Here is a 14,754-nt window from a genome sequence, read left to right on the forward strand (position 1 = left end):
ATGGTAGTGTGGGGTCTCCCCATGCGAGAGTAGGACACTGCCAGGCATCAAATAAAGTAGAAAGCCTCATGCGAAAGCATGGGGCTTTTTGCGTTATTTATTAAAAAAATAAATAACACAGCGAACTCTGTCTCTTTGTTATTAACGCTTCAGCCACTTGGCAATAAAATCAGCGATACCCTGTGGATCGTTAATATCTAACTGGCAGCCAGCGAAATCAGCATGTCGCTCATCGCTGGCGATGGCAATAACATATTCATCTAGCATATTTTTTAGTGGCCTACCCATTTCAGCCCTAAACAGAACAATTTTGCTTATTTGTTCGTGTTTGAAGCCTTCCACTAAAATCACATCTACTTTACTGTGATCAAATCTACTGGCCAGATAGACCAGATCTAATGAGGGTTGCTCGGGCGTCTCTGTCATTAGCGCCCAGCGTCGATCGCTGGCGACCAACGTTTGGTCTGCACCTGCCTTGCGTAACGCGTAACTGTCTTTGCCGGGTGTATCGACATCCATATCATGATGAGTATGTTTAATCAGGCCAACGCGTATTTGCTGCTGTTTCAATAGAGGAATAACCTGTTTGAGTAACGTAGTTTTACCCGTACCGCTATAGGCGGCGATGGCCAATAGTGGCGTGCGAGGTTTAATCATTGGTGATCTCTTTTTCGTTGCCAATTCAGACAATCATCAGGCGTATTCAAATTATGAAACGCTGACGGACGATCAACGAATTCTATCTGTTTACCATCGACCTCATTGAGAAAATGCATCAACTTACGTTCTCCTCGTGCTAAATAGTCAACCAAACGCGGAGCCAAGCTGTTATGCAGTAACGCCAGCGTTGGATGAGCACGTTCACCATCGCTCGCGTAGGCTGCTAAAGCACCGTGTTTACCCCGCCATAAATGCGCGACTAAGGTATCAGGAAAGTCAGGGACATCGCAGGGAACGAACACCACCCAATCTGTCGTTGCGTACTGTAAACCTGCCAACATGCCGGCAAGGGGGCCTGCGAAGCCAGCAGAAAGATCGCTAATCACGGGCAAACCACTTCGCCGATATTCATCCAGGTTACGGTTTGCACTGATCAGTACATTGCCTACCTGCGGCTTTAAGCGAGCGAGCGTATATTGATACAACGCCTTTCCGCCGATCTGAATCAAACCTTTATCTTCACCACCCATGCGAGTAGCTTGCCCTCCAGCCAAAATAACGCCGGTTATTTTTGCATGCATAATGTTCACCCCACCAAAAAACGCATGCCTGATTGTAGCGCTAAAGCCGTTCATACAGCAGGATTTACCTTTATTGACAAGCTCTTCCTTTCACTGAGTAAGCAAGCCTGATACTTTGTGGGTTTATTCCATTTCACTGGACGAATTTAAGATGAAAACGCATCGTGTAAACGAGTTGATTGAGTTACTTCACCCTGTTTGGCAGGAAGATCCAGACCTTAATCTGATTCAGTTTTTACAGAAACTAGCACAGGAAGCGGGTTTCCAGGGTGAATTAGCCGATCTGAGTGATGATATCTTGATCTATCATCTAAAGATGCGTGGCAGCGCGGGCACTGAACAAATTCCTGGCTTAAAGAAAGACTACGAAGAGGATTTCAAAACGGCACTATTGCGCGCTCGCGGTGTCTTAAAGGACTAGTTTTGGCGCAGTGTATATGATCGATGCGACTCTTTTTTATTTTCGGCACAGTGTTGCCGCTCAGCTAAAATGAATGTTGTTATGAACAACTCTGCGTTTAATTTTGACACCCTTTCTCCCGATCTGATTATGGATGCCCTGGACGGGGTTGGCCTGCGTGTTGATTCCGGTCTGACGGCGTTGAATAGTTATGAAAATCGCGTCTATCAGTTTATGGATGAGGATCGTAAACGCTACGTAGCGAAGTTTTATCGTCCAGAACGCTGGAGTGCGGCACAAATTACCGAAGAACACCTGTTTGCGCACGACTTGGCCGCTGCTGAAATCCCTGTGGTGGCACCGATCGTCTTGCAAGAGCAAACGCTACATACCTACGGCGGTTTTTTCTTTACCGTATTCCCTAGCGTGGGTGGTCGGCAGTATGAAATAGATAATTTGGATCAATTGGAGTGGGTCGGTCGGTTTTTGGGGCGTATTCATCAAGTGGGCGGCGAGAAGCCGTTTGTTGACCGCCCAACTATCGGTATAGAAGAGTATCTCACTGGGCCACGTGAGGTGTTGGCAACGTGCCAACTTGTGCCAAAAGCGTTGAGCGATCGTTTCCTTACTGCGACGGATAGCTTAATCTCTGCTATCAAACAACGTTGGCATTGTGATTGGCAACCGCTACGCTTGCACGGTGATTGCCATCCAGGCAACATTTTGTGGCGTGATGGGCCGCTATTTGTCGATCTGGATGATGCGCGCAATGGGCCTGCGGTGCAGGATTTGTGGATGTTGCTGCACGGTGAACGCCGTGATCAACTGATGCAACTAGATATTTTGTTGGAAGCGTACGGTGAGTTTGCCGAGTTCGATCAAAGCGAGTTAGCGTTAATCGAACCTTTGCGGGCAATGCGAATGGTGTATTACCTGGCATGGGTTGCTCGCCGTTGGCAGGATCCGGCGTTTCCAAGAAGTTTTCCGTGGATGGCGGAGTCTGATTTTTGGTTATCTCAGACTGCGGCATTTGCTGAACAGGTTAAGCTGTTGCAGGAGCCTCCTCTGCAGCTGATGCCAATGTATTGAAGCTTTAACACAATGGAGAGTTTGTTCTTATGAAGAAAATATGGTTGGCACTCGTTGGCATGGTGATGGCATTCAGTGCCTCAGCGGCACAGTTTAGCGATGGCACTCAATATATCACCTTGGATAAGCCGGTGACCGGCGAGCCGCAGGTGCTGGAGTTCTTCTCGTTTTACTGCCCACATTGCTATCAGTTTGAAGAGGTTTATCACGTTTCTGAAGCGGTGAAAAAAGCGCTGCCTGCGGGCACCAAAATGACCAAATATCACGTCGAGTTCTTGGGGCCAATGGGCAAACAGCTGACCCAAGCGTGGGCGGTTGCGATGGCGCTGGGTGTGGAAGATAAGATCACCAAGCCAATGTTTGAAGCGGTGCAGAAAACGCAAACCTTACAAACGCCAGATGATATTCGCAACGTGTTCGTAAAAGCGGGTGTGAGTGCGGAAGATTATGATGCGGCGCTGAACAGTTTCGTGGTTAAATCTTTGGTTGTTCAGCAGGAAAAAGCCGCCGAGGATCTGCAATTGCGTGGCGTACCTGCAGTATTTGTTAACGGCAAATACATGATTAAAAATGACGGCTTAGATACCAGTTCAATGGACGCGTACGTGAAGCAGTTTGCTGACGTCGTCAAACATTTGAGCGAGCAAAAATAAGCGTTAACATTGTAGTAGATAATAAAAACGCCGGTTAACCTGGCGTTTTTATTAATATTGACGTTTGATTTTATCCAATAATCGATCTTTCTCCTGCCACAGCGTATTCAGCCATTGCTGGAATTGTCGTTTGAACTGCTTATCATTAAAGTAATCCCCTTTCAAAGACTCATCGATTGGCAGCAACTCAATACGTATTACGATGCGCTTTAATCGTCCACATAACATATCCAAGAAAGGCCGATCGCGATTGTTTGGATAATGCAGCGTAACGTTTATTATGCGATCACACTGATTACCTAACACACTCAATGTAAAGGCAATACCTGCGGCTTTTGGTGCCAGTAAATTGCGATAGGGTGAATGATTTTTTATCTTTTTGGCTTCGGTGAAGCGCGTACCTTCAACAAAATTGACGATAGTGGTTGGCCGCTGACGAAACTTTTCGCAGGAACGCCGGGTCGTTTCAATATCCTTGCCGTTTTTTTCTGGGTGCTTGAGTAAATAGGCGCGTGAATAGCGTTTCATGAACGGCATATCGAGAGCCCAGCAGGCTAGACCGACAAAGGGAACCCAAATAAGAGATTGTTTAAGAAAGTACTTATTCATCGGAATTCGATGGCGGAATAAAACGCAGAGAACGACAATATCGGCCCAACTTTGGTGGTTACCGATCAGCAGATATCCGTTCTTTCGGCTCAGCTCTTCAAGTCCTTCACTATCCCATTCTAATTGCCCGTTCACATGCAATAACGCTGCTAACCCTTGGCACCAGCACCACATCATAAAGTCAGCAAAAATAGAAATACGCTGTCTTATAACGGGTATGGGCAATATGAATTTTACAATACCGGCCAGCACGATCGGAGTGGAGCAACATGCCGTCAGTAGAATCGTCATTATGACGGAAAATATAAAAATAACAGGGGAAAGCATTGTTGGCATAAAAGTGGTTAACGGTTAAAGGAGGTTTCAGTACCGGTCCCGGCTGGGGCGAGCACGGATGTTACCAGAAACAAAGCAAAGAAACCGTTTATAAAAATGCCGTGTTTATTCTGGCCGAAAGACCGTTTTTTGCTGGCTTTTCGTGCAACTTTCTCACCATGTGCTAGGGTAATTGAGGGGAAAAATTTGATTAAAGATGCGATGAACACCGCACGTCAGTTATATCCACAAAATTTAAAAATGCCAATTAATATCCTGTCACGTTAACGTGACTTTTAGCCTTATGATTTAAATGGAAATTTTAATCAAACCTGTAGTCATAAACCTAGTGTTATAATCCACGAACATTTTCTATGCACAAAGTTATCCACAAGCAAGATCTTGCGGATCGCTTTGCAAAATCCGATCATTTTTAGTTGTAATGCACGCTAAGGTTCGTCTCTAGCGGTTAGCTATGGCATCCTTAGTGCAGTCCTCTCACGAAAAAAGAAACGCTATGGCCCAGATTGCAGAAAACCCATTGATCCTGATAGACGGTTCCTCTTACCTCTATCGCGCCTATCACGCCTTCCCGCCGCTGACTAACTCCGCTGGAGAACCAACCGGTGCGATGTACGGTGTGCTAAACATGTTGCGTAGTCTGCTTTTGCAGTATACGCCGAGCCATGTGGCCGTGGTGTTTGATGCCAAAGGTAAAACTTTCCGTGATGAGTTATTTGCCGAATATAAATCGCATCGCCCGCCAATGCCTGATGATTTGCGTGCGCAAATAGAGCCGTTACACCGCATGGTGAAAGCCATGGGATTACCCCTTTTGGTCACACCGGGCGTTGAAGCCGATGACGTGATTGGCACCTTGGCGCTGGAAGCTGAAAAGGCGGGTCACACGGTATTGATCAGTACCGGGGATAAAGACATGGCGCAGTTGGTTACGCCGAACGTCACCTTGATAAATACCATGAACAACACCATTCTTGGCCCGCAGGAGGTGTGTGATAAATACGGTGTTCCGCCCGAGCTGATTATTGATTTCCTCGCACTCATGGGTGACTCCTCGGATAACATTCCGGGCGTTCCTGGGGTGGGTGAGAAGACCGCACAGGCACTGTTACAAGGTTTGGGTGGACTGGATACGCTGTATGCCAACCTAGACAGTATCGCAACCTTAACTTTCCGTGGTGCCAAAACGATGGCTGCCAAGCTGGAGCAAAACAAAGAGGTGGCGTATCTCTCATATCAACTGGCGACCATCAAGACCGATGTTGAGTTGGATATCACCTGTGCAGATCTGACCGTTGCCGAACAAGATGCCGACCAACTGCAGCAGTTGTTCAAACACTATGAATTCAAGCGCTGGCTGGCGGACGTAGAAGCTGGCACGTGGTTGCAGAACAAAAAAGGCAATGGTGCGAAAGTGGCCAATGGGCCTAAGCCCTCTAATATAACGACTGAAACGCCAAAAGCGATCGCTGAAGCCAAGCTGTCGCAGGCGGGTTACGTCACTATTTTAGAAGAAAGCACGTTTGCAGAGTGGCTGACGCGTTTGAAGCAGGCTGAGGTATTTGCTTTTGATACTGAAACGGACGGTTTGGATACGCTGACGGCTAATCTGATCGGCTTATCATTTGCGACTGAACCGGGCGTGGCGGCTTATTTGCCGGTTGCACATGATTATCTAGATGCTCCTACGCAATTGGATCGCGCTTACGTATTGGAAACGCTGAAACCGTTGCTGGAAGATGAAAAAGCATTGAAGGTGGGTCAGAACCTCAAGTTTGATAAGAGCCTGTTGGCACGCTATGACATCGATTTGCGCGGTATCGCTTATGACACCATGCTGGAGTCCTACGTACTGGACAGTGTTAGTGGCCGCCATGATATGGACAGTCTGTCCGATCGCTATCTTGGCCACAAAACTATCACCTTTGAAGACATTGCCGGCAAAGGTAAAAATCAACTGACGTTTAACCAGATTGCGCTGGAGCAAGCGGCACCATATGCAGCGGAAGATGCTGACGTCACGCTGCAACTGCATTTGGCGATGTGGCCAACGTTGAAAGAAAGCGCGGGGCAACGCAAAGTCTTTAGTGAGATTGAAATGCCATTGCTGCCGGTGCTATCGCATATTGAGCGCACCGGAGTATTGATCGACCAGCACATTCTGGCGGCGCACTCCAAAGAGTTGACCAAACGTCTTGGCGAGCTGGAAACGGCAGCGCATGAATTAGCGGGTGAGCCTTTTAATCTGGCATCGACCAAGCAATTGCAGGCAATTTTATATGAAAAGCAGAAGTTGCCGATTTTGAAGAAAACGCCAGGTGGCGCGCCATCGACCAATGAGGAAGTGCTGGCAGAATTGGCATTGGATTATCCATTGCCAAAAGTGATCCTCGAATATCGCGGATTGGCTAAATTGAAATCCACCTACACGGATAAGCTGCCACTGATGATTAATCCGGCCAGTGGGCGTGTGCACACATCTTATCATCAGGCGGTAACGGCCACGGGGCGTCTGTCGTCCAGCGATCCGAACCTGCAAAACATCCCGGTTCGAAATGATGAAGGGCGGCGCATCCGGCAGGCGTTTATCGTGCCGGAAGGCTATCGCATAATGGCGGCTGACTATTCGCAGATTGAATTACGTATCATGGCGCACCTGTCGCAAGATCAGGGGCTACTGAATGCGTTTGCCGCCGGTAAAGATATTCACCGTGCCACTGCGGCGGAAGTCTTTGGCCTGCCGTTGGATAAAGTCACTAACGAACAGCGGCGCAGCGCGAAGGCGATTAACTTTGGCCTGATTTATGGCATGAGCGCATTCGGATTGGCGCGTCAGCTTGGGCTCGCGCGGGGTGAAGCGCAACGTTATATGGATCTGTATTTTGAACGCTATCCTGGCGTATTGGCGTATATGGAGCGCACGCGTCAGCAGGCATCGGAACAAGGCTTTGTCAGTACGTTGGATGGCCGTCGTCTGTATTTGCCAGATGTTCGTTCCAGTAACGGTATGCGGCGTAAGGCTGCGGAGCGTGCAGCGATTAACGCCCCAATGCAGGGTACGGCCGCCGATATCATCAAACGTGCCATGATTGCGGTGGATGCTTGGTTACAAGCCGAGGAACAGCCGTTGGTAAGGATGATTATGCAGGTACACGATGAATTGGTATTTGAAGTGCATGAGTCAGTTATTGATGATGCCAGCCAGCGGATTCGTGAGTTAATGGAAGGCAGTATGGAACTGGCGGTGCCGCTGAAGGTGGATATTGGCGTAGGTAAAAACTGGGATGAAGCCCACTGATTGAGGGTTTACCCTTCATACTTCACGTTGCTTGGGTGTTGGCTGCCTTCCTTCACCCAGGCAACATAGTTGGCTATGCTCCCAGGGACTCATTCAGTTGCCCCCTACAAGCAACTCGAATTATCTTGGGTATATACCGATGCGCGAATAAACCCGTGGTGAAAACCCAAGCAGTTTTCGTAATTTAGCTACATTATCCGGTGATAGTTTCCGCAATTTCAGCGTTATTAGGGCATGAATTGTGTAAGTAAACTACAAAAAATTCTTTTTCCCTGCGAAAAAATGATGTAGAGTTACAGGCGTAGGGTACAGAGGTAAGATGTTCTATCTTTCAGACCTTTTACTTCACGTAATCGGATTTGGCTGAATATTAGCCGCCCCAGTCAGTTTTGACTGGGGCGTTTTTTATTGTCAAAACAATAGCTAACCCTCGATTGTCCCTGTTTCTTTAGGTTTTGCGCTATTGAAACGTCTTATCTGTCTATTCTGTTCACATCATTGGCGCAATGAGGGCATAAGCCTTCTGATAAAGCGTGGTCAAAACTGTAATTAGATAACAGAGTGCTAGGCCGCAAAGATAAAAAAAGAGCCCACACTGTGGACACTTTTTTATCGTTATGGTGAGCGCTATTCGCCGCCGATCTCATCTTCTTCCGGTAAAACTTCCGGCGGGATCTCGTTGAACCAGGTGTTCAATTTCTGGCTGAGCTTATCAACCCCCATTTTCTTCGGTGAAGAGAACGGTTCTACCTGAATATCCCCCATAAAGGCCAATACGGCTTCACGCACCATGCTGACTTGCGCCTTGCGCGCGCCAGAAGCAAGTTTGTCTGCTTTGGTCAGCAGCACCAAGACCGGGGTGCCGACATCCACTGCCCACTGAATCATTTGCTGATCGAGATCTTTAAGCGGATGGCGGATATCCATCAACACCACCAACCCCTTAAGGCAATTGCGCATTTGCAGATATTCGCCCAAGGCGCGCTGCCATTTACGCTTCATTTCTTCTGGCACTTCAGCATAGCCATAACCGGGTAGGTCAACCAGGCGAATGCCGTCTTCCACTTCGAACAGGTTAATCAATTGGGTACGGCCAGGCGTTTTACTGGTACGCGCCAGACTTTTTTGGTTGGTCAGGGTATTCAGCGCACTAGATTTTCCAGCGTTGGAACGGCCGGCAAATGCCACCTCAATACCCGCATCCGCCGGCAGGTGGCGAATATCAGGCGCGCTGGTGACGAAATGGGTCATGTGGTAATTGTAATTCTTGCTGGTCAAAATTTTTCGTCTCCGAATGAGGATGGCTTTCTGGTGGGCGATTATAACTGCATCAGCGCAAAAATGGGTCGCTTTCTCGTTTTTAAGCGGTTGAGCGGCGGTAATTAGCTGCCATGCTAGATGTATCGTGTGAGACATTGACCATTCGAACAAGGGGAAATCACGCTTTATTCGAAAGTGTGAAATATTCTTTTGTATATAAAACAATGTATTGTTTATAGGGAAACGAAAACAATGCGATCGCGCGGTGGTGAGTATCTTGAGTAACGTCGCCAATAGCGTAAAGTATCTCCATCGCAGGACGCGAAGGATTCAGGAACGCTCGGGAAGAGCGATAAATCTCAAGGAACGCACCGGATGTGCGATGAGTGCCAGGATGACTTCAGATGGAATTGCCTGTTAGTAAAGGAAATGGCTAACAGCACACGGATGGTGAAGTAATAGCAATAGGATGCTCGCAAGATGCGCACTCAGGATGAGTGGAAGCGAAAGGATTGCGCCCAAGGATGATTTTTTCTTTCAGGATGAAGGACAACGTTGCAGGGATTGCGATTAAAGCAGATGGAAAAACCGGGATGTTGAGTGTGCGCACGGAGCGCGTAGCAGGAATATCCTTCAGATGAAGGTGTGAAATAGGCGGCAGGTTTAACCTGTCGCCTTTTTTATTTGTCTGCTTTCTGCTAGATTCCGCGCAATCGTATAGCATCTTATACCCTAAATAATTCGAGTTGCAGGAAGGCGGCAAGGAAGTGAATCCCGATGAGCTTACTCTGGTAAGTAATTCGGGTGAATGAGCGTAGCCAACACACATGCAACTTGAAGTATGACGGGTATATACTGAATCTACATACTCAAGAGCATAACGCGATGAACCAGTCATCTAAAGCACCCCGCGGAAAAGCGGCAACGTCAAAAAGTAAAAAGAAAAGCCGTGTCGAACTCGATCAAGAAGCTCGCGAACGTAAGCGTCTTAAAAAACGTCGTGGTCTGGCTTCCGGATCACGCACCCAAGTCGAGAATGGTAAGCAGAAGAATCAGTCATCGTCGGATGTAAAAGATCCGCGTATCGGTAGCAAAACGCCGGTGCCCTTACTGGTGGAAAGTAAAGCAAAAGCCAAACCGCAAACTAAACCAAAGGCCGAAGCCAAACCACGTCTGTCACCAGAAGAAGAACTGGCGAAGCTGGAAAATGACGAACGTCTGGATGCGCTGTTGGATCGCATTGAAGATGGCGAAACGTTGAGTGCTGATGATCAGGCTTATGTCGATCAAACCTTAGATCGTATCGATGCATTAATGGAACAACTTGGCATAGAGCTAGGTGACGACGAAGACGATATCGAAGAAGAGAAACAGGAAGATATCTTGAAGTTGTTGAAAAGCGGTAACCCGAAAGACGTATTTTGACGCGCCATGTGGCCGATCTTGGTAATAGCCTTACTGTTAACATGTTATCTGCTGTGGTTATTCGGTAAACTATGGCAGTTGTCGAGGCGCAAAGCGCGCTTTCGCAACGCTTCCGCGGCCAGACAGCGTAAAACTATGCCCCTTTCCCGGCCCGGCAAAAAATGTCGCCCCAGAAGATATTAAGTTGCAGGTAGGCGGCAACGAAGCAACGCCCCAGTCGTTTGGTAAGCCCAGTGGCTGGGGGGAGCGAAGGCAGCCAACCCCCTGCAGCTCAAAAGATACAGGGGAAGTACGGAAGGAGTCAGTAATGTCAGCACCGGCGATTGTCTGGGATTTGGCCCTAATCCAAAAATATAACTATTCAGGCCCGCGTTATACCTCATACCCCACCGCTCTGGAATTTAATCAGAACTACGATGAGACGGCGTTTCAACGTGCCGCCACGCGTTATCCTGAGCGCCCACTCTCGCTGTATGTACATATCCCGTTTTGCCATAAGCTTTGCTATTTCTGCGGCTGTAATAAGTTAGTGACGCGACAAACACACAAAGCAGATGAATACTTGACGGCATTGGCACGCGAGATTGCCGTTCGGGCACCGTTGTTTGTTGGTCGTCAGGTAAGCCAGATGCATTGGGGCGGTGGGACGCCAACCTACCTCAGTAAAGCGCAAATCAGTCGGCTGATGGCCATGCTGCGGCAGCATTTTGATTTTCTGCCGGATGCGGAAATGTCGATCGAAGTTGACCCGCGCGAGATTGAGCTGGATGTCCTCGATCACTTGCGTAGCGAAGGCTTCAATCGCTTGAGTATGGGCGTACAAGACTTCAATAAAGACGTGCAGCGATTGGTCAATCGAGAGCAGGATGAAGCGTTTATTTTTGCGCTGATAGCGCGCGCGAAAGCGTTAGGCTTCAATTCTACCAATATCGATCTGATTTATGGCTTACCGAAACAAACGCCAGAAAGTTTTGCTTTTACCCTTGAGCGGGTAGCGGAGCTTAATCCCGACAGGCTCAGCGTCTTCAATTATGCGCATTTGCCGAGCCTGTTTGCGGCCCAGCGTAAAATCAAAGACGCCGATTTGCCCAGTGCGCAGCAAAAGTTAGATATTTTGCAGCAAACCATCGCCTCGTTGACGCAGTCTGGCTATCAGTTTATTGGCATGGACCATTTTGCCCGGCCTGATGATGAGTTGGCGGTGGCGCAGCGTGAAGGCAAGCTGCATCGAAACTTCCAAGGATATACCACCCAAGGTGATAGCGATCTGCTCGGCTTGGGGGTATCTGCTATCAGCATGTTAGGTGATAGCTACGCGCAGAACCAAAAAGAGCTGAAGGTGTATTACAGCAGCGTTGAGCAGCAGGGTAATGCGTTGTGGCGTGGTCTGGCAATGACGGAAGATGATTGTTTGCGCCGTGATGTGATTAAAACGCTGATCTGCAACTTTGCGTTAGATTATCAATTGCTGGAGCGGCAATACGGTATCGTGTTTGCGGACTATTTTGCAGAAGACCTGCAACTGTTAGCGCCGTTTGAACGTGATGGGCTGGTGGAGCGCGATCTGCAGGGAATTCGTGTGACACCGCGCGGCCGCTTACTGATCCGTAATATTTGTATGTGCTTCGATGTGTACTTGCGCAAACAGGCGCGGGCCCAGCAATTCTCGCGGGTGATCTAAGCTGAAATAACTGCCCTTTTCTATATTTCATCAAACCGCCGCCTAATATGGCGGCGGTTTGGTTGGTGTTATGCCGACGTGGACATTACTCCATTCCCAACTCTTTCAATTTACGCGTCAGCGTATTACGCCCCCAACCCAGTAAACGTGCGGCTTCCTGCTTGTGTCCTTGAGTGTGGCGTAGCGCGGTGGTGAGCAGGGTACGCTCCATTTCCGGCTGTGCTTCTGAGAGCAGGTTTTGATGACCGGAACGCAGCGCGTGATCGGCCCACTGTGCCAGCAGTGCGGCCCAACTGTCGGGTAAGTCGTGATGATGGGTTTCGGGGGCGGCTGCTTCAAACAACTCGCTCGGTAAATCTTGCACCAACACTTCTTGCCCGGCAGCCATCACCGTTAGCCAGCGGCAGGTATTCTCTAATTGACGGACGTTACCCGGCCACGGCAGACGGGTCAGGGCGGTTTCCGTCTCTGGATGCAGGTTTTTCGCTTCAACGCCCAGCTCTTTGGCTGCCACTTGCAGGAAGTAGCGCGCCAAACGCGGAATATCTTCGCGCCGCTCGCGCAGCGGCGGCAGATGGACGCGAATGACGTTCAGGCGATGAAACAAATCCTCGCGGAACTTCCCTTCCTGTACGCGCAGCTCCAGGTTTTGGTGCGTGGCCGCAATGATGCGCACATCGACTTTCACCGGCGCATAACCGCCAACACGATAGAATTGACCATCTGCCAACACCCGCAATAAGCGTGTTTGCACATCCAGCGGCATATCGCCAATTTCATCTAAGAACAACGTACCGCCGTCGGCCTGTTCAAAACGACCTTGGCGGATCTGATTGGCCCCCGTGAAAGCGCCTTTTTCATGACCGAACAGTTCAGACTCAATCAAATCTTTAGGAATTGCCGCCATATTTAACGCAATAAAGGGGGATTTGGCGCGTGGGCTGTGACGGTGTAAGGCATGTGCTACCAACTCTTTGCCCGTACCCGATTCCCCGTTAATCAACACGCTGATAGACGAACGCGATAGGCGGCCGATGATACGGAACACGTCCTGCATCGCGGGCGCTTCGCCAATAATATCGGCGGTTGGGCCGTTGGCAGGCTGGCTACGTGCGGGTTGCTGTTGTTCTTGATAATGGCTGATGGCGCGTTCTACCAACGCGACCGCTTCATCAATATCGAACGGCTTCGGCAAATAGTCGAATGCCCCTTGTTGATAAGCGCTGACAGCGGCATCTAAATCTGAATGGGCGGTCATAATGATGACCGGTAACATCGGATGCCGCTGCTTAATTTGTTTGAGTAACGCTAAACCATCCATACCGGGCATGCGGATATCGGATAGCAACACATCGGGAGTTTGCGTGGCTAAGGCTTCCAGTACATCGTTGCCATTTTCGAAGGTTGCACAGTTTACCCCCGCCCCCGTGAGCGCACGTTCAAGCACCCAGCGGATGGAGCTATCGTCATCGACGATCCAGACTATCCCTCGTTGCATAACTACCTCGACTTACGAATAGGCAGGAAAACCGAGAATTCGGTATGTCCTGGCCAACTGTTAAATTCAATTTTGCCGCAATGTTGATCGATAAGATTGCGGGCAATGGATAACCCCAAGCCAGTGCCACCTTCGCGGCCGCTGACCATGGGGTAGAACAGCGTATCTTGCAATTGTGCGGGCACGCCGGGGCCGTCATCTTCAATATCGATGCGCGCAGCCAAACGGTAGCGGGTGCCATGCAGGGTAATTTGGAAAGCCGTGCGGGTGCGCAGCGTAATCGTGCCACCACCGTCTCCCAGCGCTTGTAACGCGTTACGGGTGATGTTCAGCAACACCTGTTCGATTTGGTCTGGATCGTGTGCCAGCTCAGGTAGGCTTGGATCATAATCGCGCACCAACGTGACATTTTCTGGCATTTCCAGCGACACCAACTGGCATACGCGTTCTACTACCTGATGGATACTTTGCGTGATGTGCTGGCCTGGCCGTTGTGGTCCCAGTAGGCGATCGACCAGATTGCGTAAACGGTCGGCCTGTTCAATGATCACTTTGGTATATTCGGTCAGTGAGGGGTCGGGCAGCGCTTTGGCGAGCAGTTGCGCCGCACCGCGCAGGCCGCCGAGCGGGTTCTTGATCTCGTGTGCCAGCCCGCGCACTAAATCACGGGCGGCGACTTGCTGCGCGTGTTGAAGCTGTTCCTGGCTGAGACGACGCTGGTTATCCATTGGCGCCAGCTCAAGCAGAATATAACCTTCTGGCAACGCCTGCGCGGTCAGGGATAGGATATGTGCCCGCCCATCGACCACCAGCGTCACCTCGTTGTCGGTAAATCCTTGTCCAGCTTGCAGGCTTTCTCGCATCACAGCGATATTAAGCGAAAAATAGCCAACTAAATCAGGTAAAGGTGTACCGAAAAGTTTACGGGAACTTTGCGCCAACAGCTGTTGAGCCGCCGGGTTAGCGTAATGAACGGCCAGATGATCATCTAACAGCAGGATGCTATTGATAAGAGAATTGAGAATTTGCCCAGCGTCGGGCAGTGTGCCAGTTGCCATATATGCCCTTTATCTTTCAAGACGCCGCGTTGTGGGTTGCCCGTGCTGACACCTGCTACTCGGTAGCTTAGATTACTGGCGCTTCGCTTGGTTGTCGCCTGGCGGTACGGTGTGATTTTTAATCTTAGCCAACGACTGCACCTTTTTAGTGCATCTATCCTACTCCATCCGTAATTATCGTGGAATGGTGCAGTTTTGCAGAAAGT

12 protein-coding genes are annotated in these 14,754 nt (G+C 49.4%); 6 read left to right on the plus strand and 6 right to left on the minus strand.

The window, feature by feature from the left end; all coding sequences use genetic code 11:
• Positions 1 to 141: 141 nt before the first annotated feature.
• The gene (gene mobB / locus ACQKDS_RS18565; RefSeq protein WP_399673529.1) at positions 142 to 657 is read right to left on the minus strand and encodes a molybdopterin-guanine dinucleotide biosynthesis protein MobB; all 516 of its coding nucleotides are present in this window, start codon (positions 655 to 657) and stop codon (positions 142 to 144) included.
• A complete protein-coding gene (gene mobA / locus ACQKDS_RS18570) occupies positions 654 to 1,241 on the minus strand; it encodes a molybdenum cofactor guanylyltransferase MobA (protein ID WP_399673527.1) in 588 nt (195 codons plus the stop codon). Before mobA ends, mobB begins: the two co-directional genes overlap by 4 nt.
• Before the next feature lie 151 nt (positions 1,242 to 1,392).
• Between mobA and ACQKDS_RS18575 the strand changes: the two genes are divergently transcribed.
• From ACQKDS_RS18575 to dsbA, 3 genes are all read left to right on the plus strand, one after another.
• Complete coding sequence (locus ACQKDS_RS18575) at positions 1,393 to 1,662, plus strand: YihD family protein (RefSeq protein WP_399673525.1); 270 nt, start codon at positions 1,393 to 1,395, stop codon at positions 1,660 to 1,662.
• Positions 1,663 to 1,743: 81 nt separating this feature from the next.
• Complete coding sequence (locus tag ACQKDS_RS18580; protein ID WP_399673523.1) at positions 1,744 to 2,730, plus strand: serine/threonine protein kinase; 987 nt, start codon at positions 1,744 to 1,746, stop codon at positions 2,728 to 2,730.
• A 29-nt stretch (positions 2,731 to 2,759) separates the two neighbouring features.
• Positions 2,760 to 3,383 (plus strand): thiol:disulfide interchange protein DsbA, encoded by a 624-nt coding sequence (gene dsbA / locus ACQKDS_RS18585; RefSeq protein ID WP_399673521.1) that lies wholly within the window; start codon positions 2,760 to 2,762, stop codon positions 3,381 to 3,383.
• A 51-nt stretch (positions 3,384 to 3,434) separates the two neighbouring features.
• Here the strand turns inward: dsbA and ACQKDS_RS18590 are convergent, their stop codons facing one another.
• The gene (locus ACQKDS_RS18590; protein ID WP_399673520.1) at positions 3,435 to 4,328 is read right to left on the minus strand and encodes an acyltransferase; all 894 of its coding nucleotides are present in this window, start codon (positions 4,326 to 4,328) and stop codon (positions 3,435 to 3,437) included.
• A 496-nt stretch (positions 4,329 to 4,824) separates the two neighbouring features.
• On the opposite strand from ACQKDS_RS18590, the gene polA reads away from it, so the two are divergent.
• Positions 4,825 to 7,626 (plus strand): DNA polymerase I, encoded by a 2,802-nt coding sequence (gene polA / locus ACQKDS_RS18595; RefSeq protein WP_399673518.1) that lies wholly within the window; start codon positions 4,825 to 4,827, stop codon positions 7,624 to 7,626.
• Positions 7,627 to 8,253: 627 nt separating this feature from the next.
• On the opposite strand, the gene yihA is transcribed toward polA, so the two are convergent.
• A complete protein-coding gene (yihA, locus tag ACQKDS_RS18600; RefSeq protein WP_399673516.1) occupies positions 8,254 to 8,904 on the minus strand; it encodes a ribosome biogenesis GTP-binding protein YihA/YsxC in 651 nt (216 codons plus the stop codon).
• Positions 8,905 to 9,771: 867 nt separating this feature from the next.
• Between yihA and yihI the strand changes: the two genes are divergently transcribed.
• Positions 9,772 to 10,311, plus strand: a complete 540-nt coding sequence (yihI, locus tag ACQKDS_RS18605; RefSeq protein WP_399673514.1) for a Der GTPase-activating protein YihI — start codon at positions 9,772 to 9,774, stop codon at positions 10,309 to 10,311.
• A gap of 307 nt (positions 10,312 to 10,618) precedes the next feature.
• Positions 10,619 to 11,992: an oxygen-independent coproporphyrinogen III oxidase gene (gene hemN / locus ACQKDS_RS18610; RefSeq protein WP_399673512.1), complete on the plus strand. Its 1,374-nt coding sequence runs from the start codon at positions 10,619 to 10,621 to the stop codon at positions 11,990 to 11,992.
• 85 nt (positions 11,993 to 12,077) lie between these two features.
• On the opposite strand, the gene glnG is transcribed toward hemN, so the two are convergent.
• Together glnG and glnL are read right to left on the minus strand one after the other, a co-directional pair.
• The gene (glnG, locus tag ACQKDS_RS18615; protein ID WP_399673510.1) at positions 12,078 to 13,490 is read right to left on the minus strand and encodes a nitrogen regulation protein NR(I); all 1,413 of its coding nucleotides are present in this window, start codon (positions 13,488 to 13,490) and stop codon (positions 12,078 to 12,080) included.
• Positions 13,491 to 13,492: 2 nt separating this feature from the next.
• Positions 13,493 to 14,548 (minus strand): nitrogen regulation protein NR(II), encoded by a 1,056-nt coding sequence (gene glnL, locus ACQKDS_RS18620; protein ID WP_399673508.1) that lies wholly within the window; start codon positions 14,546 to 14,548, stop codon positions 13,493 to 13,495.
• Positions 14,549 to 14,754: the final 206 nt, after the last annotated feature.

This window comes from Serratia sp. NPDC078593 (genome assembly GCF_050268245.1).
In the GTDB taxonomy this organism is placed as follows: domain Bacteria; phylum Pseudomonadota; class Gammaproteobacteria; order Enterobacterales; family Enterobacteriaceae; genus JBNNGK01.

Coding starts and splice junctions, on each gene's coding strand:
- glnL (WP_399673508.1), bottom strand. CDS start 14,548: ATGGCAACTGGCACACTGCCCGACGCTGGGCAAATTCTCAATTCTCTT.
- ACQKDS_RS18580 (WP_399673523.1), top strand. CDS start 1,744: ATGAACAACTCTGCGTTTAATTTTGACACCCTTTCTCCCGATCTGATT.
- polA (WP_399673518.1), top strand. CDS start 4,825: ATGGCCCAGATTGCAGAAAACCCATTGATCCTGATAGACGGTTCCTCT.
- mobB (WP_399673529.1), bottom strand. CDS start 657: ATGATTAAACCTCGCACGCCACTATTGGCCATCGCCGCCTATAGCGGT.
- glnG (WP_399673510.1), bottom strand. CDS start 13,490: ATGCAACGAGGGATAGTCTGGATCGTCGATGACGATAGCTCCATCCGC.
- dsbA (WP_399673521.1), top strand. CDS start 2,760: ATGAAGAAAATATGGTTGGCACTCGTTGGCATGGTGATGGCATTCAGT.
- mobA (WP_399673527.1), bottom strand. CDS start 1,241: ATGCATGCAAAAATAACCGGCGTTATTTTGGCTGGAGGGCAAGCTACT.
- hemN (WP_399673512.1), top strand. CDS start 10,619: ATGTCAGCACCGGCGATTGTCTGGGATTTGGCCCTAATCCAAAAATAT.
- ACQKDS_RS18590 (WP_399673520.1), bottom strand. CDS start 4,328: ATGCCAACAATGCTTTCCCCTGTTATTTTTATATTTTCCGTCATAATG.
- ACQKDS_RS18575 (WP_399673525.1), top strand. CDS start 1,393: ATGAAAACGCATCGTGTAAACGAGTTGATTGAGTTACTTCACCCTGTT.
- yihI (WP_399673514.1), top strand. CDS start 9,772: ATGAACCAGTCATCTAAAGCACCCCGCGGAAAAGCGGCAACGTCAAAA.